Raw genomic sequence first — 17463 nt, 5'->3', positions numbered from 1 at the left:
CATATATGCCCCGCAACTATTTGTTGGACAATAGCTTTGCGTGTACTTCCTTCTTGTTTTGGGCAACAGATAGAATCTTTGGATTGACTGCAACTTCAATTACAGCCGGAAGCCCTGAAGCAATCGCCCTTTGCAGTGCTGGCGCAAAATCACTATTTTTTTCAACCTTTTCACCATGCGCTCCAAATAAGCGGGCCAATTCGGCAAAATTAGGATTGGACAAGTCAGTTCCAACGACCCGATTTGGAAAATGCCTTTCTTGATGTACACGGATTGTTCCGTAAATATTGTTGTTCACCACAATTGATATAGTCGGAATTTTATATCGTACAGCCGTTTCAATCTCTTGGAGAGTCATCATAAAGCCGCCATCTCCTGAAAAAGAAACAACATGTTTGTGAGGCTGCGCCAGCTTTGCCCCAATTGCCGCAGGCAGTCCATATCCCATGGCTCCCGACGTTGGCCCCACGTATGTGTTTTCATGTTCAAAACGATAATATCTGGATAGCCATCCAAAAAAGTTGCCGGCATCATTTGTAATAATGGTATCTTTCGGAAGACAGACAGTAATGTCATGCATTAATCCGTCCATATCCACGAAATCTTCTGTGTAGTCGGCCTTTGGTTCAGAAAATTTCATATATTTATCGTGCAATTCTTTCATATTATCTTCGCTTGAAATAGAAGAATCTGATCCTGACGCTTGCAGCGCTTGTTCTAAGAAACTCTTGACATCTGCTTCTATGGCTAGAGAAGGAGCATACACTTTACCAAAAATATCGGGACAAATATCCACATGGATCAGTTTTGTATTTTCAGAAAGCAAGGTGTAATCTTGTGTTCCTACTTGAGAGAATCGCGTCCCTAACGCCAAAACTACATCTGCATCTCGAATTGCATCAAGTAAATATTGAGGTGTCCCAAACCCAAGCCATCCTGCATAGCAAGGGTGTGAGTTCGGAAACGCGTCGAATCGACGGAAAGCGGTAACAACAGGAAGTTTCATCGCCTCGACAAACTGTACAAGCAGCCTGTTAGACTTACCATGAATCACACCGCCACCGGCAATCAATACGGGGCGCTCCGCGTTTTGTATCGTCTCTATCACCTGCTTCACCACTTCCATATGTGGCTGAGGAGGAAGCGAGCGATAAGAAGGATAGATGTTCAACTCTGCCTCATCTTCTAACATGTCATGCGGCAAAGCCACTAATACAGGGCCAGGACGTCCCGATCTCGCCATATGAAACGCCCGTTGCAATAATTCTGGGATTCTTTCCACACGATCAATCTCTACCGTCCATTTACATAAATGACTGAAAAAACCCGTCAAATTTACCTCCTGAAATGCTTCCTTTTCTTTAAAAGGGCGTTCAACTTGGCCAATAAGCGCAACCATTGGGGTTGAATCTTGAGCAGCAGTATGAATACCGATAGCTAAGTTTGTAGCACCCACTCCACGCGTTGCCATACAAACTCCTACCTCACCTGATGCCTTCGCATACCCTTCCGCCATAAAAGAGGCACCTCCTTCATGCCTGGCGGAAATAAGTTCTATTTCAGGATGTTGATATAATGCATCCATTACACTAAGATAACTTTCACCTGGTACACAAAAAGCTTTTTTTACCCCTTCTTTAGCCATTACTTCTACGACTGCCCTACCTCCACTGACTTTCATAAATAAGCCTCCCGCTTTCAAGAACGTGTTTTCGTTCTAGTAATTTATGTTTAAATTAATCTTGAACTCATTTTTAATATTATTTTACAAGTTTTCCTATACCGGAAACTTGTTTATTATCTTCTTCCATCTCAATTGAAGTTTTTCTTGTAATAGCACTTACTCCTAAAGTCACTGCAATGTTGATAAATAGTACAGCTAACCCCACATCAAGATCCTGTATTGCTTGTGGTAGAGATGGAAATAATGTGGCAAGTGTCGTACCTGAAGTAGTCGAGTATATGACAATTAGAATTCCAACGATCATTCCGAAAAAAGCTCCTTGAACGGTAACAGGATTTTTTTTCCACAGACTGAAAAATAGTGCTGGGAACAACTGTGCCATAAAGCTATATGCCATAAGATACAAAGTAAAAATCGACTCCCCGCCATTGAACGTAAAGTATAGTGTCACTAAAGCAATGACAGGTACTAACATCCTACTCAATCTCCGAAGTTGGTCATCTGATGTATTCGGTTTCCACACCTTATATACATTTTTTGAAAGAATCGTGGCCGTAGCCGTCAACACGAGTGAACTAGGTATAAGGGCGGCCATCGCCCCTGATGCTCCAATAACTCCAACAAACCAGGGATCAAATGACATCTTCGCCATTTTAAATAAAGCTAAGTCTGCTTCTGCTCCTTGTAAATTCGGAACTTGAAGAATCGCAGAAAAACCAATAAAAAGCGAAAAAATGATGATTACTTGATAAATTGGCATAACTCCAGCATTCCAACGAAGTGATTTTGGACTTTTTGCAGAAAACACTCCCGCTAACATATGAGGAAACATATAGAATGCCAGTGCTGTCATAATCGTAGCTGAAATAAACCAAGAGATACTCAATCCTTGTTCAGGGAATATCAATAATCCTTGTTTTGCTGTATCGATTGCTTCAAACATCGGCTGCAAACCACCGTAAAAATGAAGTGGAAAATAAATCCCCATAAAGACGACAACTGCCAAAATCATGATATCTTTAATAACCGCCGTCCACGCTACTCCATGCATCCCTGAAGCAGTTACATAAATTGTGATCGCAATTACACTTACAACTATGGCCACATTAGGAGAGATGGACCCATAGGAGGCTTCCGATACGATAATTCCTAACCCTTTTAATTGCATGATCAGATAAGGAATAATTGAAATAACGCTAATTACCGCCACAAGCACACCTAAAGCCGGACTATTGTACTTTTTGTCATAAAAATCAGATTGAGATATGACATTGTTTTTTTTGGCATATTTCCAAATTGGCGGCAACAGCCAATAGGCGATTACGAAATAGAAGCAATTGAAAGCGTATAAGGCAGGAGGCATACCAGATCTATAAGCGCCGCCGCTTGCCCCCAAAAACGTATATGTCGTAAACATTTCACCGGCAATCAAAAAGAAGAGTAAAAAACTGCCGAAACCTCGTCCACCTATAGCCCATTGTTCCAAACTCATATTTTTACCTTTTCGTGCTTGTAGCCCTAACCAAATACACAGAACTAGAAAGAAAAGGATAACAAGAAGGGCTGCATTCATTACTCTTCTTCCTCCTTGGTTGAAGGATCAAGTTTATTAGCAATTATCAAAAACAATGATGTAAGACAAACCCATAATATGGCCCAAAAAAGAACAAATGGCATTCCTAAAACATAAGGTTCAATTCGATTGATAACAACAAGTGAACCAAGTGCTGGTACCACACTTATCACAAAGATTATTTTTTTCTTCATTTATTCACCATCCTTATCAACTAATGCCAAACTCGATCTTTTCATATATTACTATTCTATAAAAAACAAATAATTAAACTTGTATTATTACATTGACAACCCTTTAGTTAAGGGCTCATTTACAGCCCACTTAGGATTCACGCCAGTCAGAACTTGATCCACTTGCATTGCTGCATGTACAGCCATGCGTATCGAACCTTCCTTCGTCAATGCCGCATTATGAGGACTGACAATCACATTATCCAATTTAAAAAGAGGATTCCATTTATCAGGAGGCTCAACTTCAAATACGTCTATTCCAGCGCCGGCAATTTCGCCCGCTTGCAAAGCATTTACTAAATCACTTTCCTTCACTACACCTCCCCTGGAAGCGTTTACAAAATAGGATGAAGGTTTCATCCAGGAAAACTCACGGCTTCCTATTATACCTTTTGTTGTGTTCGTTAACGGCAGATGCAGACTGATAACATCAGAGTTTCTGAATACCCATTCTAAATCTGTTGCTATCTCTAACTCCAAGTTCGTGCTAGCTGTAACATATGGGTCGTAGCCAATTACTTTCATATCGAAGCCTTTAGAAGCCTTTTTTGCCAGAATTCTACCGATTCTCCCTAGTCCAATAATCCCCAAAGTCTTGCCTTCCAAGTCCATGCCAAAAAGTTGATTACGGATAGCAAAATTCCCATTGCGTAGCTCTTTATCCGCCAAGCTTAAGTTTTTGGACAAAGATAAAATTAATGCCATTACATGTTCAGCTACAGCATTCGCATTTGCCTCTGGCGTATTTGTTACATAAATGCCACGCTCAGTAGCGGCCTCGATATCAATATTGTCCAAGCCCACTCCATACTTAGCAATTACTTTGAGATTTTCAGCTGCTTGAATAACTTCTTTATTTATTACAGCCGTTGATCTCGTTAATACTGCATCACAATCCTTGATTTCTTCCATAAGAATTTCTTGCGCCAGATCAGACCCTACTTTAATCTTATAGCCTTTCTCTACTAAATAACTTTTCCCCTCTTTCTCAATATCTTGAGGAATATACACTAAATGACTCATATGCCCACACCCTTTCATGTTAACCTGGAAAGAAGTATCTTTCCTACTCCATTGTATATATACAATAATCGTGCCAACATAAAAAACATCAGTTTATCCAAGAAAGAAGCCAATTAGTTCTCTAATTAATAAATAAATAAAGTTAACAAATTGTTTCAAATTGAATTAAATAGTTTCATTTCGTTTCAATTTGTTTCAATATTCAAATTTTTCAACTTTCTCCATAAAGTCGTGCGACTCATCCCTAACTCAGAGGCAGCTTTTCCTTTATTATAGTTAACCTTTTTTAACGTTTGAACAATTCTTTCACGCTCGGATAAATGTATCCCTGGTGACATATCCCTTTCTTCCTCTTGATTCGACAGTATTTTCTTTTTACTCTTATTCGGAAAGTACATTTCGATATCGTACACATCAATTAACTTGTCTTTATAAAGAACGCTTAATCGCTCACAAAAATTTTGCAATTGACGAATGTTCCCTTCCCAATTTCCTTCACTCAGCTTTTTCTTTGCAGCATCCGTAATCTTAATTTGTTTTTGATCCGAAAGACCTTTCTGAATAAAAGCATTCACCAATAACGGAATATCTTCTCTTCGTTCCCGAAGTGGAGGCAATACAAGGTCCAGTACACTCAAGCGATAATACAGATCCTCCCGAAAGTCATTACTTTTAACCATTTGCATGAGGTCTTTGTTCGTTGCCGACAAAATTCTCACATCAACCGGAATTACTTTATCATCACCGATGCGCATGATTTCTCGCTCTTGCAGGACTCGTAGCAGCCGGCTCTGCATTTTTGGAGAGATTTCTCCTATTTCATCTAAAAAGATCGTACCTCTATGTGCCAGTTCAAAAAATCCTTGCTTTCCGCCTTTCATTGCCCCTGTGAAAGCTCCTTCTGCATACCCAAATAGCTCACTTTCCAATAAATTTTCGGGAAGCGCAGCGCAATTAATGGCTACAAACGGGTTATTTTTCCGGTTGCTATGATTATGTATACTTTGGGCGAATATTTCCTTGCCCGTTCCGGTTTCTCCAATTATAAGAATATTTGAATCTACTTCACTATAACGTTGAGCTGTTTCAATCGTCCTCTTAATTTCGGAACTCTGAAACAATATATCATCAAATGTGTACTTAGCCACATGTCCGCGTAAATGAATCTTCCTATAGAACTTCCCTTCCATCTCCTGAATGCGTGTAACATCTTGAAAGGCGACCATATCTCCTACTTTTTTACCTTTTAAAAATATCCCAACTTTTTTACCGATAATTGAATAGATTGGTAAGCAACAATATCTTTTTCGTATTCATCGTCACTTAACAGCATATTACGAAATTTTCCCTGTTTTATTATATCGTATATAGAATTTCCAATTAAGCTCCCCTTGTAAATGGATAATATCTCCTGAGCGGCAGTATTAAATACAGATATTTGTCCTTTTAAATCTACAGCAATAACTCCTTCATAGGCATAATTAAGAATCGTTTGGTAACGCTTGGTCTTCTCCTGTTCCCTTCTACTGACTAGAGCTACTCTTTTCGCCTCAATCAACGCCTGCCGAAATGATTCCTTTCCAGTGTCAACTAGAATGGCTCCCAATCCTATCTCTTCAGCATATTTACAGGTACTTAAACCACTTAGCACCACCTCACAGCCATCACTGGCAGCTAAATCTACTAAACTGGCTGAGGACTCGATATCATTTAATATATAGGACTGAATTGGCAAATCAACTATATCCGAAAGGTTTTCCACTCCATAAATCATATTTAGCGCTCCTATAACGGCCACTTTTTTACTGCCAAAACGTGCCTTGCAATCATACAGACAACGAATGAGATCAATACCTTGTACAGGTATATCAATGATAGGAATAAATTCATTGCTTTCTTTTAAAAGTTTCGTGATTAATCCCCTTGAGATGACTACATCAGCATCAAGCTTCAACTTCACAATCTGATCAGCATCCACAACTACCTCCTCTAACACAAACTTCACTGAACCATTATCTTTATTTTCCAACTCTTCCAACTGGTTGAATTCCTCAAATCTTTCAAACGCATCCGTAATATACCCTTTTCGAGGAACAACGAGTTTAATTTTTATCAACACACACACCTCCAGCGTAAAATTCATTTTGGTTTATTGAATATTATAACTCAGCAACCTCTTATTAAAGCTCTAGTCAAACCAGGACTTGATATAATCGAGATAGCTAAGAATGCCAAGCAAAAATTTTCGTTCAAAACCGCAAAAGAATTTATTTAGAAATTAGATATTTTATTTTTAAAAATCACCTTTGAAAAATAAAAAACCCTGTTATCGTGGGTTTTTTCAATACACAGCCTTTTCACTTTTAATTCTAAACCCTAGTATTAAGATTGGTTTTGATTATCATCCAATACGTTATTCACCTTCTTAAAGGGGGATGGGTATCACATTCAAAGTATCTCATAAAACTTTTTAAAGTCTCTTTACTTACATTACGCCACTAACCTTTTTCTTTTTCGAATGTTTATGTTCTCCTGCTTTTCATCACTAGAATACGCTTTTAACATTAACTTCTTATAGGCGTAAAATCATTATGAGTAAAATTTTCACCTTAATTTCTTAAAGTATTCATTATTTAGTGATTCAATGAAATCAAAAACTGAACTAAAAATGGGTGATCCCCCTGCTCTTCATATAACCAATTACTTGGTAAGGACATTTCATTTAATACCTATTTTATTTTTCGAAATTTTCATTCCTTTCACACTAATAGGACAATATCCCTTATATTCTTCATACAAATGTGGAATTCCTTTTGATTTTAAAGTTACTGATAATAAAATTGATGTACAAACACAAAAACCCCGTTCAAGAAATTCTGAACGGGGTTTTTCTATAAACACTACCTGTTTCATATTGAGCATTTGAGACCAGGGAGCTCAGTTGTCCATCATCGTAGATCTGTTCAATTCAAGGAGGTTTTACTTACGACTTACTTAAAATAGGATCTGCTATGACAAGAATTTTCCCAGCCTTGATATCCTCCACATACCGATCGATTTCTGCTTCATCTAGACCAATATCCAATAATGGCTTCTTCAATCCTCCGGCACCTGATGCTGCCCCAGCTGCCGCTCCTCCAAATGTGGTGAAAATAGGGCCTGCAGCTAATATCGGGCCGATTCCAGGTACAGCCAATGCACTCATCCCAATAACTAAACCAGTTAAACCAAGAGCGCCACCTGCTGCTGCACCGGCTACGAATCCATCAGTCTTTGTAGGACTCACTTCTTCGGCTTCATTTGGTAATTTATCAATATTTTTAGCAACTAATGATATTTGATCGGATGAATATCCTTTTTTCTTTAAATTTTCAACTGCTAAGGTTGCTTCATTTTCATTATCATAAATTGCTATAAATCTATTGTCCATGGTATCTTCTCCTTTAAAAGTAATGTACTGTACAATACCCTTAAGTGAGTTTTGATAACCATCTATTAAAAAATGGAATTACTCCCGGATTTGTCCCTCGCCATAAATAAAATATTTGCTTGAAGTTAATGCCGGCAAGCCCATTGGTCCACGCGCATGAAGCTTTTGTGTAGAAATGCCTATTTCAGCGCCATAACCGAATTCAAATCCGTCAGTAAAACGTGTGGAAGCATTATGATAAACTGCTGCTGCATCTACTTTATTCAAGAAGACAGCCGCATTTTGTTCATCTTTTGTCAGGATTGCTTCGGAATGATTTGTACCATATCGATTAATATGTTCAATAGCATCTGAAACACAACTGACGGTTTTCACGCTGATTTTCAATGCTAAATACTCTGTTGACCAATCTTCTTCCGTAGCAGTTTTGGCTTCAGGAAAAGCGTTACAAACCGCTTCATCACCGTATATTTCAATGCCCTTTTCGTTCAGGACTGCCAAAAGACTCTTCCCATTTTCTTCGAACCATTTTTCATGAATAAGCAGGCTTTCAATTGCGTTACAAACGGAAGGACGCTGTGTTTTACCGTTTAAGACAATATTCTCTACCATGGTTAAATCTGCCGTCTCATCGATGAAGATATGACAATTACCTGCCCCCGTTTCAAGGACGGGGACGGTAGACTCCCTAATTACTGTTTCAATTAAATTCTTTCCACCGCGCGGAATCAAAACATCTAAATAATCTTTAAGGTGAAAAAGTTCCTTAGCTGTCTCACGACTTGTATCTTCAATTAATTGAACAGCATCTACAGGAATTTTCGTATTCTTCAATGCTTCGTGAATAGAAGAGACTAGCGCCATATTGGAATACTTTGCTGAAGAGCTTCCCCGTAATATGACCGCATTCCCTGTTTTTAAAGATAATGTAGCTGCATCAATAGTCACATTCGGTCTTGCTTCATAGATCATTCCAATAACACCGATTGGGACACGTAATTTTTTAATTAATAAACCGTTTTCTTTTTCTATCATTTCCAATTTTTCACCTATTGGATCTTTTAATTCAATCAATAGCCGTATCGCCGCGGCAATGTCATCAATACGTTTAGGGTTTAACATAATTCGGTCTAACGTAGACTCACTAAAACCTTTTAGCCGGCCTTGTTCGAGATCCTTTTGGTTTTCTATTAACAAACTTTCTCTATCAATAACTAGTTGCATGGCGATTTTCTCAAGCGCCTCATTTTTCTGTTCGGTAGACAGTCCGATTAGCTGATAACTTGCTATTTTCGCTGCCTTTCCTTTCGCAATCACTTCACTCATTTTATAAGCCCCCTTTACCTTCGATAAAATTGATATACAACTATGCCTTCACCCATTTATCACGATGGATTACTTCAATGGAAGTTAGTACAAGCTCCGTTGTTCGTTTGCCCATCGCCTGTTTTAACTCCGCTTCGGAATATAGAACCTCTCCACGTCCTAATAATCCATTTGCCCCGAAGACCTCGACGACATCTCCCTTATTGAAAACTCCTTTAATATCATAAATCCCAGCCGGTAATAGACTGCTGCCATTTGAAACTAGTGCCTTTTCTGCACCTGCATCGACATAGATTTTCCCGGATACTTTTGAATGAAGGGAAATCCACTGTTTGTTTTTTGTAACAGTTGTTAAGACATCATTGCCAATATACGTGCCATCACCATTTCCTGAAAGTATTGTAAGAAGTTTTTCACTACCCTCTCCTGAACCGATAAATACTTTGACTCCAAGAGACAGTGCTGTTTGCGCTGCAATCAGCTTGGATTTCATTCCCCCCGTACCAACACTTGAACCCGCTCCTTCAGCCATTTGTAATAACTCTTCGGTAACTTCGGAAAGCTTATCAAATCTGTTAGCCTCTGGATTTGTTTGGGGATTGGAATCATAGAGCCCATTAATATCAGTTAAAATAATCAGGTTGTTGGCATGGACAAGCCCGCTTACAAGAGCAGATAGCATATCATTATCACCGAAAGTCAACTCTTCTACCGATACGGTGTCGTTTTCATTTATTATCGGGAGAATGCCCCGCTCAAGCAATTCCATTAATGTGGCATAGGCATTTTTATACCGATCTTTTTTTGAGAAATCTTTTCTTGTAAGTAAAATTTGTGCTGGAACAATTCCAAAGTGCCCCAATTGTTCCATATAAGACTGGATCAACAGGCTTTGCCCGACGGCTGCAGCTGCCTGTTTTCCTTTTAGAGTAACAGGTCTTGAAGGGTATCCGAGCTTGCGAAAACCGGTTGCTACAGCCCCTGATGAAACAAGAACAACTTCATGTCCAGCCTTCCTTAATGCTGCCACTGCCTGGATATGATCGGAAAATTTCTTTTGGTCGATTTCACCTTGTGTGTTGGTTAAAGAACTACTTCCTATCTTTACAACGATGCGCTTCTTTTCCATCGATTTTTTCCTCCAATTAATATCTTAGACATGAAAAAAAGCCCTTTTCGTCCTCGAAACAAGGACGAAAAGGGCTTCTCTCCGTGGTACCACCTTCATTGAATGCAAATTTATGCATCCCACTTTGCCTGATAACGCCAGGATTTGCGCCTATGTTTCGCATAGGACTCAAGAAGCAGGTTCTGCGCTTTCCTGTCGCGGGTCTTCCAGCAATTAACACCGCTCTCTGTCACAGTAAATTTTCGCATACTAATCTTCCTTCAACGTTCATGGTTTTAATATAGTATGCAAAATTATCTTCTTGATGTCAACACCATTCAAAAACCTTTATTAAATCTTAAAGCGCTATCGCTGGGCCGAAGAATTCATAGTGGATTTTTTCTGGATCTATCCCAAGCTCTTTCAGACAAGTAATAATAGCTTTCATAAACGGGACCGGACCACATACATAATAATCTGCTTCAGGTTTTACATGTCTGCTTAATAGTTCCGCATCCATATAACCTTGCTTCTCAAAACTCGGTAAGTTCTTATCTTCTTCGCTCGGATTTTTATAAACAAAGGATAATTGATAATTAGTCAATTTTCGAGAAAGTTCTGTCAACTCACTTCTAAACGGCTGCAATGCACCATTTTCAGATGCATGAATGAATTGTACATCACGTTCGGGCTTTTGATCAGCAACCGCATGTACCATGCTCATGAAAGGAGTTATTCCAACGCCGCCGCTAAGAAATACTAGAGGTGTTTGTTTTTCCATGTTGATAGTGAAATCTCCAGCAGGAGCGGTTACGTCTATCATGTCTCCCACCTGAATAACTTCATGCAGATAGTTTGAGACTCTACCATCTGGAGAGATTCCCGGCTTTTCTTTTTTGACAGAAATCCGGAAGTAATCTTTTCCAGGTGAAGCTGATAAACTATACTGACGGTTGAATAAGTAACGTTCACCCTGTATCTCCATACGTATGGTCACATATTGTCCAGGTAAAAAAGATGGAACCGCATCACCATTTGCTGGCTTTAAATAAAAGGAAGTAATTACATCGCTTTCCTGTACTTTTTCCACTACAGTGAATGGTTTGAAATCAGACCATCCTCCGTCCTGATTGGAAGCTTGATCGTACATTTCCTTTTCTATGCTAATAAATACACCGGCAATGACTCCATATGCTTCTCCCCACGCATGGATGATTTCCTCGGTAGCCGCATCTTTTAATACTTCTTTAATTGCTCCTAATAAGAATTCTCCTACAATAGGGTAATGTTCCGGTTTAACAGCCAGACTTCTATGTTTTTGTGCTATTTGTTTCACAGCTGGTAAAATCGTTTCAAGTTGATCTATATATTTAGCTGCGGCTAATACTGTGTTAGCAAGTGCATTTTGTTGGCGTCCTTTTTTCTGATTGGCGTGATTGAAAACATTCAATAGTTCAGGATGCGCTTCGAAAAGATTTTCATAAAATACAGTTGTAATAGTTGTACCATGTACTTCTAAAACAGGTACAGTGGATTTGATGATGTCGATAGTTTTTTGGGATAGCATGTGTAAACCCCTCTTCTTAAACAAGTATTTTAAATACATGTTTATCTTAGAACTTAATGACTTGAAAAGCAATATATAAAATACATCTTTTTATACTATTAGTATTAATGTTTAAAAAATGTTCACATTTATGATATAGTCAAATAGGGATAGAATGTGAGGCGATAAACATGAGGTTAACGAGTTATTCCGATTACTCACTAAGAGTGTTGATTTACCTGGCTTCCCAAGATCAAAGCAAATTGTCAAATATTAAAGAGATTTCTGAGGTTTATCAACTATCAAAAAATCATCTCATGAAGATTGTTTATAATCTCGGTAAATTAGGTTATATTGAGACAATACGCGGACGAAATGGCGGTTTCCGGCTCGCAAAACCTCCTGCTGAAATAAATGTAGGGGAATTAGTTCGGAAAACTGAAGAGGATTTTTATTTAGTGGAATGTTTTAAAGATCACGATAACTGTGTGATTTCTCCCGTTTGTTCATTAAAATTCGTACTTAATAATGCCTTAGATGCTTTTCTAAAGGTCCTTGACCAATATACTATTGCTGACTTCAGCGAAAATAAAGCAATGCTCAAAGCCTATTTCGATTCAGTAAAGCATAGTGAGAAAGAGCCCGATTTATAATAATCGGGCTCTTTCCTCATTTACCTATAATCCGTTCAATCTGCAATTCTTTTTCTAACCTTAAATCTAAGATACCTGAATTAGTTTTCATTAAAACTTTAAGAGGCTCGTAAGGATTTATCATGATAATTGTTCCGATTTGTTGATTAGTAAGCATGACTTCTTTCCCAACTAAGGTACCCATCAATTGGTTAATGAATACTAGCAACATTTTCGGATTGAATTTCCCAAAAACATCGCGGTTCATTTGCTCAATCACCTTATAAAATGGCATAGCCTGATGATAAACACGATCTGATGACTTAGCATGAAATACATCAGCTATTGCCACGATCTTCGAAAGATAGTAAATATTACTTCCTTTCAATTTATGGGGATAGCCTTGCCCATCTTCCCTTTCATGGTGCTGAAGAGCCGTTAAAGTAATCGAGGGTGGAATGCCCGGGATACTTTTAAGGAGCTCGTATCCATAAATTGTATGGCGTTTTATTTCATCATACTCTGCCGCAGTCAGTTTCCCCGGTTTTTCTAATAATCTCTCAGGAATCCTCGTTTTACCTACGTCATGCAGAATAGCTGCCAATGTCAGATCTGAAAGACTTTCCTTCGATAAACCAAGCTTTGTTCCCAAATAAGTGGCAATGATTCCTACACCAATATTATGCTTATACGTATATTCATTTTTTGCCTGCATCTCTTCGAACAGGTAATAAATATCAGGGTTCTTTGCAGCCTCCTCGATGATAGGAACAATTTCAGCTTTAATTCCTTCAACAGTTTCAAGCTGAATATTTTCTTCTTTACGGATGTCTTCAAATAAATTTTTAATTTGCTCAGAAGCGCCGTTAATTTTTTCATGAATTCTTACGTTGGGTTGTACATGTTGTTTAACTGATTCGCTTTCTTTCCCTTTATTCATTTCTTCCATTATGAAATCAATTTCAGGAATTGTAAGAGGGGAAATCTCATTATTTAGCTTCCCTTTTCTATATTTCATTTCTCTCACACTTTTCTCTATTTTTTACCTATAATACCATATTATTCATTGGTTTTGTGTGAAAATGAATGCTATTTTCTTTGCCTAAGAACGGTCGTTAAGTTCATTGCCGAGCTGTTTTAATTTCTCACCAACTGTACACTGAGAAATGCAGAATTGGTGAGCATATGAACGACCATATTCTTTTCGAAAATGTTTTTGTAAAAAACATTCATGGCAAAATGAGGAAATTACATCTTCTACTTCTTCATATATTTTTTTCCTGTTCATTTTTGTTACGACTCCTTTAACTCAGCAATTTCCGATTTGCTAAATATGACTTCTCCCTGAAGAGCAAGTGTTGCCAGACGATCGGCTTCCTGGTTCTCTTTCCGTGAAATTGGCTTATAGACCGGGATAATCTTTAATTTTTCTAACTTCGCTTCTATACGGTCCAGCCATTTATTTAAGTTTTCCTCCATACAGGGCCATTCTCCAGAAAGTTGGTTTAATACAACAAGAGAATCACCTTTAAATAAACAGCTTTGGTGGTGGACTCCAAGTTCCTCCATCTGCCTCACTGCTTCATAAAAGGCAGCATACTCTGCTTCATTATTGGATTCAAATTGCTCAAGCCTTAGGTTAGTCCGTATACGCCAGTGTTTTTTCCCTTGTCGATAATATATAGCTGCACCAATTCCGGCTACTCTTTGCTCTTTTTGAAAACCACCATCAAAAAAAACCGTCACATCCTGAGGTTCCTCCTCTACCTCTGTTAAGAGTTTCTTTAACTCTTTTTTTGTCCAAATTGTATCGAATTCATCCTTGAATTCCACTTCCTTCAAACGTCCCGCCTTTTCAAGATCTTCTGTAATGACTAAGGCAGTACCAGCATCCAACCAATCGGAAACAAAATCGGCAGTTGGTTTTTTTGAAGCATGATATGTCCATTGCATAATTACCTTCAATGATTTCCAGCTCCTTGTCATCTATTCCATGATAAAGTTTGTCAATTTTCATACCTATTTTTCGGAATACCATTTATAATAAAATTTAAACAATCAAATATTCTTTTAATTATTTCTTTATAGTTCCCATAACAGCCTGAAATTCTCTTGTTGAATTAGAATCTTTTTAATTTCATGATTCACATCTATCAGTCTTTAATTATTATATGAAACAACTACTAATCATAGCATATGAACAGTGTAAACTCGAGGAGGAACATCATGATTGAAGTGTATATTGATGGAGCCAGTGCGGGCAATCCGGGGCCGAGCGGCGCAGGAATTTTCATTAATAATAACGGTGTAGTCGAGCGTCATTCCATCCCACTTGGAAATATGGAAAATCATGAGGCGGAATACCATGCTTTAATCAAGGCATTGGAGATATGTATATCCAGTCATTATCAAGTCGTTTCTTTTCGGACCGATTCCCAGGCCATCAACCAGGCCATTGAAAAAAGGTTTGCTAAAAAAAAATACGCCACCTTGCTTGATCAAGCACTTAAGTTATCAGACCAGCTTGAGTTATTTTTTGTGAAATGGATTCCAAATCTCGAAAATAAGAGAGCTGATGAGCTAGCACGACGGGCCATTCGTTTAAACAAAGTTGAGGAAAATAATGAAAAAGACAGCTGATGTTTCATTATTGTTTGTTGTATTCATTTGGGGTGTCACATTTGTTATGGTGCAGAATGCCCTTTCTTTTCTTGAACCTTTCACATTTAATGCTATCCGGTTTTTTATGGCCTTTGTTTTCTTGTTTATACCTTACTTATTAACCTTACATAAAAGGGGAAAAACCTGGAACAAGAAATTGTTAATTGCAGGACTTCATATCGGGGTATGGCTTTTCTTGGGTTATGGCTTTCAAACAATAGGCTTGAATTATACTACCCCTGCCAAAACTGGCTTCATAACAGGCTTAAGTGTTGTCATGGTACCAGTTTTTTCTTTGTTGCTATTAAAACTGAGGCTATCACGTAATACAGTATTGGGTGTCGTTGCCGCAACGATTGGGCTTTATTTAATGACTTTCGCCGACCGCTCTAACTTGAATGTTGGTGATTTTCTAGTATTTTTATGTGCGATCAGTTTTGCCATGCAGATTATTACGACTGCCAGGTATGCTAAAACCCTTCCTGCCTTACCGTTAACTCTGATTCAAATTTTCACGGTTTCTTTTTTATCCTTAGGTTCAGCCATATTATTTAATGAAGATTATTCTGTAATCTTTAAGTCGGAAGTCATGTTACAGCCAGAGGTCTGGACCGCCTTATTGGTTACGGTCGCTCTTGCAACGGCATTTGCCTTTTTCGCACAAACCTTCTTCCAGGCTTATACGACACCTACAAGGGTCGCATTAATCTTTTCAATGGAACCGGTTTTTGCGGCGTTTTCCTCATTCATATTGATTGGGGAAAAATTGACTTCTGCTTCAATCATCGGTCGCGTATTCATTTTCCTTGGCATGATTCTCGCTGAGTTGCCATCGAAGAAAAAGAAATCGATAGCAACTCAAGATTTTTCTTAAAAGATTAAATAAAAATAAATCGGACTTCTAATTTACGAAGTCCGATTTATTTTAGCAGTCCCTGCTTTTTTGCAAATGATAACGCAGCACTGCGAGTTTCAATGCCATTTTGTTTTAAGTTTTCTAAAAAGGAAATATAAAAGCTACCATCAAAATTCTTTTGAACTTTCAATGTCAATTCGATTGCTACATTGACTAAAATATCACTTGCGTTTGTATAGCGTTTGCCAAAAAAAATAAAACCAATAGCGTCATTCCCAAAAGTGAATCCCTTTCCTTCTAAAAAACTCACATACTCTTCAGTTGATTGCCCCACTTCTGCATCCACTCCATAATACTTGCCTTAATTTCATCTTACCGTAAATATAAGATTTTGCCTATCCATTTTTCGACAAAATACTTCCTATAAAAATAAACGGAGCTCCCAAGGGAACCCCGCTTCATTTATTTTACAGCATTCGCAGTAAAGTCCTAAATTCATGGTCTCTAGCCAGATTTTTCACTTTTTCACGGTCATACTGATACACCGCTTCATCTAAGGAGCATGAAACAGGTACGTCACACTTGATTTCGGCAAGTTTTCTCGATAGGTGAAGCATATCGACAGCCGATTCAATCTTAGATCGCTGCCCCTTGGTTAATGAAGCAACATTTTCAAGAATACCCTCTATATTTTGATACTGAATCAACAATTTCAAAGCTGTCTTTTCCCCAATTCCTTTGACGCCGGGGTAGTTATCAGCTGTATCTCCCATTAAAGCTTTTAAATCAATCATTTGTCTTGGTGTAATCCCTTTCCATTCAAAAAAGCTATCGGGATTATGCACTTCATAATTACCATACCCTTTTCTCAATAAAAGTACAGAAATGTTTTCTTCAATTAACTGAAGCATATCTTGATCTCCTGTCAATATGCCTACTCGACTATGTTCAGCAGATGCTTTTGCTATTGTCCCAATACAATCATCAGCTTCGTATCCGGAAAGCCCAATGTTCGGGATATCAAAGGCTTCAACAGCTTTTTTCGCTAAATCGAATTGAGGAATCATTTCAACTGGTGCTTCTGAACGATTAGCCTTGTATCCATCAAATAGTTCATTGCGGAAAGTTTTGCTTCCCATATCCCAACATACTGCTACATGACTAGGAGAAAAATGATTCACCGCTGTCAGCATATGCTTTAAGAAACCCTGTACGGCATTTGTTGGAATACCTTTTGAGTTAATCATAAATTGACCTGTAACGGCTGTTGCATAAAAAGCTCTAAATAAAAGCGCCATCCCGTCGACAAGCATAAAGGAAGGATGCTGTTCGTTTTCTTTCATTAACACATTTATCACCTCTATCATGATGTATATCTATTTTAACATAGC

18 protein-coding genes and 1 other annotated feature are annotated in these 17463 nt (G+C 38.2%); of the genes, 3 read left to right on the top strand and 15 right to left on the bottom strand.

The annotated features are described in order from the left end of the window. Window positions 1-16 precede the first annotated feature (16 nt). The 10 genes from JFU50_RS20370 to hmpA all read right to left on the bottom strand — a co-directional run bounded on the left by JFU50_RS20370 (window position 17) and on the right by hmpA (window position 11944). A complete protein-coding gene (locus JFU50_RS20370) occupies window positions 17-1681 on the bottom strand; it encodes a thiamine pyrophosphate-dependent enzyme (protein WP_201223825.1) in 1665 nt (554 codons plus the stop codon). Between the two features lie 79 nt (window positions 1682-1760). Continuing rightward, window positions 1761-3257, bottom strand: a complete 1497-nt coding sequence (locus JFU50_RS20365) for a sodium:solute symporter family protein (RefSeq protein WP_201223824.1) — start codon at window positions 3255-3257, stop codon at window positions 1761-1763. Continuing rightward, the gene (locus JFU50_RS20360; protein WP_201185568.1) at window positions 3257-3451 is read right to left on the bottom strand and encodes a DUF3311 domain-containing protein; all 195 of its coding nucleotides are present in this window, start codon (window positions 3449-3451) and stop codon (window positions 3257-3259) included. The genes JFU50_RS20365 and JFU50_RS20360 overlap by 1 nt, the downstream gene beginning before the upstream one ends. Before the next feature lie 87 nt (window positions 3452-3538). Continuing rightward, entirely contained in the window at window positions 3539-4513 is a 975-nt protein-coding gene (locus JFU50_RS20355) for a hydroxyacid dehydrogenase (RefSeq protein WP_201223823.1), read from the bottom strand. A gap of 185 nt (window positions 4514-4698) precedes the next feature. Then, on the bottom strand, window positions 4699-5739 hold the full coding sequence (locus tag JFU50_RS20350) for a sigma-54 interaction domain-containing protein (RefSeq protein ID WP_201185572.1): 1041 nt from the start codon (window positions 5737-5739) through the stop codon (window positions 4699-4701). Between the two features lie 20 nt (window positions 5740-5759). Continuing rightward, the gene (locus tag JFU50_RS20345) at window positions 5760-6629 is read right to left on the bottom strand and encodes a PrpR N-terminal domain-containing protein (protein ID WP_201185574.1); all 870 of its coding nucleotides are present in this window, start codon (window positions 6627-6629) and stop codon (window positions 5760-5762) included. A gap of 867 nt (window positions 6630-7496) precedes the next feature. Further along, window positions 7497-7943 carry a general stress protein gene (locus tag JFU50_RS20340; RefSeq protein WP_201223822.1) on the bottom strand — a complete coding sequence of 149 codons (447 nt, stop codon included), beginning with the start codon at window positions 7941-7943 and terminating at the stop codon, window positions 7497-7499. Window positions 7944-8021: 78 nt separating this feature from the next. Further along, window positions 8022-9269, bottom strand: a complete 1248-nt coding sequence (locus tag JFU50_RS20335) for a glutamate-5-semialdehyde dehydrogenase (RefSeq protein ID WP_201185578.1) — start codon at window positions 9267-9269, stop codon at window positions 8022-8024. A gap of 40 nt (window positions 9270-9309) precedes the next feature. Beyond that, complete coding sequence (gene proB / locus JFU50_RS20330) at window positions 9310-10398, bottom strand: glutamate 5-kinase (RefSeq protein WP_201185579.1); 1089 nt, start codon at window positions 10396-10398, stop codon at window positions 9310-9312. A gap of 57 nt (window positions 10399-10455) precedes the next feature. Next, window positions 10456-10671 (bottom strand) — a binding site (T-box leader). A 64-nt stretch (window positions 10672-10735) separates the two neighbouring features. Further along, a complete protein-coding gene (gene hmpA, locus JFU50_RS20325; protein WP_201223821.1) occupies window positions 10736-11944 on the bottom strand; it encodes an NO-inducible flavohemoprotein in 1209 nt (402 codons plus the stop codon). Between the two features lie 170 nt (window positions 11945-12114). On the opposite strand from hmpA, the gene JFU50_RS20320 reads away from it, so the two are divergent. Then, on the top strand, window positions 12115-12576 hold the full coding sequence (locus tag JFU50_RS20320) for an RrF2 family transcriptional regulator (RefSeq protein WP_053346712.1): 462 nt from the start codon (window positions 12115-12117) through the stop codon (window positions 12574-12576). A gap of 16 nt (window positions 12577-12592) precedes the next feature. On the opposite strand, the gene JFU50_RS20315 is transcribed toward JFU50_RS20320, so the two are convergent. The 3 genes from JFU50_RS20315 to JFU50_RS20305 form a co-directional block, all read right to left on the bottom strand. After that, complete coding sequence (locus JFU50_RS20315; protein ID WP_201223820.1) at window positions 12593-13573, bottom strand: HD-GYP domain-containing protein; 981 nt, start codon at window positions 13571-13573, stop codon at window positions 12593-12595. 84 nt (window positions 13574-13657) lie between these two features. Continuing rightward, window positions 13658-13843, bottom strand: a complete 186-nt coding sequence (locus JFU50_RS20310; RefSeq protein WP_201185582.1) for a zinc-finger domain-containing protein — start codon at window positions 13841-13843, stop codon at window positions 13658-13660. A 5-nt stretch (window positions 13844-13848) separates the two neighbouring features. Continuing rightward, window positions 13849-14520: a reverse transcriptase-like protein gene (locus JFU50_RS20305; protein ID WP_309446286.1), complete on the bottom strand. Its 672-nt coding sequence runs from the start codon at window positions 14518-14520 to the stop codon at window positions 13849-13851. A 261-nt stretch (window positions 14521-14781) separates the two neighbouring features. Here JFU50_RS20305 and JFU50_RS20300 point away from each other — a divergent pair, with 261 nt between their 5' ends. Together JFU50_RS20300 and JFU50_RS20295 are read left to right on the top strand one after the other, a co-directional pair. Beyond that, window positions 14782-15195 (top strand): reverse transcriptase-like protein, encoded by a 414-nt coding sequence (locus JFU50_RS20300; protein WP_053346715.1) that lies wholly within the window; start codon window positions 14782-14784, stop codon window positions 15193-15195. After that, entirely contained in the window at window positions 15179-16090 is a 912-nt protein-coding gene (locus tag JFU50_RS20295; protein WP_201223819.1) for a DMT family transporter, read from the top strand. The genes JFU50_RS20300 and JFU50_RS20295 overlap by 17 nt, the downstream gene beginning before the upstream one ends. Before the next feature lie 46 nt (window positions 16091-16136). Here the strand turns inward: JFU50_RS20295 and JFU50_RS20290 are convergent, their stop codons facing one another. After that, window positions 16137-16418: a DUF6123 family protein gene (locus JFU50_RS20290; protein ID WP_201223817.1), complete on the bottom strand. Its 282-nt coding sequence runs from the start codon at window positions 16416-16418 to the stop codon at window positions 16137-16139. A gap of 121 nt (window positions 16419-16539) precedes the next feature. Beyond that, window positions 16540-17415, bottom strand: a complete 876-nt coding sequence (locus JFU50_RS20285; protein ID WP_053346718.1) for a 5'-3' exonuclease — start codon at window positions 17413-17415, stop codon at window positions 16540-16542. Window positions 17416-17463: the final 48 nt, after the last annotated feature.

Source organism: Peribacillus sp. TH14 (genome assembly GCF_016651145.1).
In the GTDB taxonomy this organism is placed as follows: Bacteria; Bacillota; Bacilli; order Bacillales; family DSM-1321; genus Peribacillus; species Peribacillus butanolivorans.
This window is presented reverse-complemented; position numbering and strand designations above follow the sequence as displayed.

What these genes read in the sequence shown, in the direction of transcription:
- JFU50_RS20300 (WP_053346715.1), top strand. Translation starts at nt 14,782, where the DNA reads ATGATTGAAGTGTATATTGATGGAGCCAGTGCGGGCAATCCGGGGCCG.
- JFU50_RS20285 (WP_053346718.1), bottom strand. Translation starts at nt 17,415, where the DNA reads ATGAAAGAAAACGAACAGCATCCTTCCTTTATGCTTGTCGACGGGATG.
- JFU50_RS20310 (WP_201185582.1), bottom strand. Translation starts at nt 13,843, where the DNA reads ATGAACAGGAAAAAAATATATGAAGAAGTAGAAGATGTAATTTCCTCA.
- hmpA (WP_201223821.1), bottom strand. Translation starts at nt 11,944, where the DNA reads ATGCTATCCCAAAAAACTATCGACATCATCAAATCCACTGTACCTGTT.
- JFU50_RS20370 (WP_201223825.1), bottom strand. Translation starts at nt 1,681, where the DNA reads ATGAAAGTCAGTGGAGGTAGGGCAGTCGTAGAAGTAATGGCTAAAGAA.
- JFU50_RS20320 (WP_053346712.1), top strand. Translation starts at nt 12,115, where the DNA reads ATGAGGTTAACGAGTTATTCCGATTACTCACTAAGAGTGTTGATTTAC.
- JFU50_RS20365 (WP_201223824.1), bottom strand. Translation starts at nt 3,257, where the DNA reads ATGAATGCAGCCCTTCTTGTTATCCTTTTCTTTCTAGTTCTGTGTATT.
- proB (WP_201185579.1), bottom strand. Translation starts at nt 10,398, where the DNA reads ATGGAAAAGAAGCGCATCGTTGTAAAGATAGGAAGTAGTTCTTTAACC.
- JFU50_RS20355 (WP_201223823.1), bottom strand. Translation starts at nt 4,513, where the DNA reads ATGAGTCATTTAGTGTATATTCCTCAAGATATTGAGAAAGAGGGGAAA.
- JFU50_RS20350 (WP_201185572.1), bottom strand. Translation starts at nt 5,739, where the DNA reads ATGGTCGCCTTTCAAGATGTTACACGCATTCAGGAGATGGAAGGGAAG.
- JFU50_RS20315 (WP_201223820.1), bottom strand. Translation starts at nt 13,573, where the DNA reads ATGAAATATAGAAAAGGGAAGCTAAATAATGAGATTTCCCCTCTTACA.
- JFU50_RS20295 (WP_201223819.1), top strand. Translation starts at nt 15,179, where the DNA reads ATGAAAAAGACAGCTGATGTTTCATTATTGTTTGTTGTATTCATTTGG.
- JFU50_RS20360 (WP_201185568.1), bottom strand. Translation starts at nt 3,451, where the DNA reads ATGAAGAAAAAAATAATCTTTGTGATAAGTGTGGTACCAGCACTTGGT.
- JFU50_RS20340 (WP_201223822.1), bottom strand. Translation starts at nt 7,943, where the DNA reads ATGGACAATAGATTTATAGCAATTTATGATAATGAAAATGAAGCAACC.
- JFU50_RS20335 (WP_201185578.1), bottom strand. Translation starts at nt 9,269, where the DNA reads ATGAGTGAAGTGATTGCGAAAGGAAAGGCAGCGAAAATAGCAAGTTAT.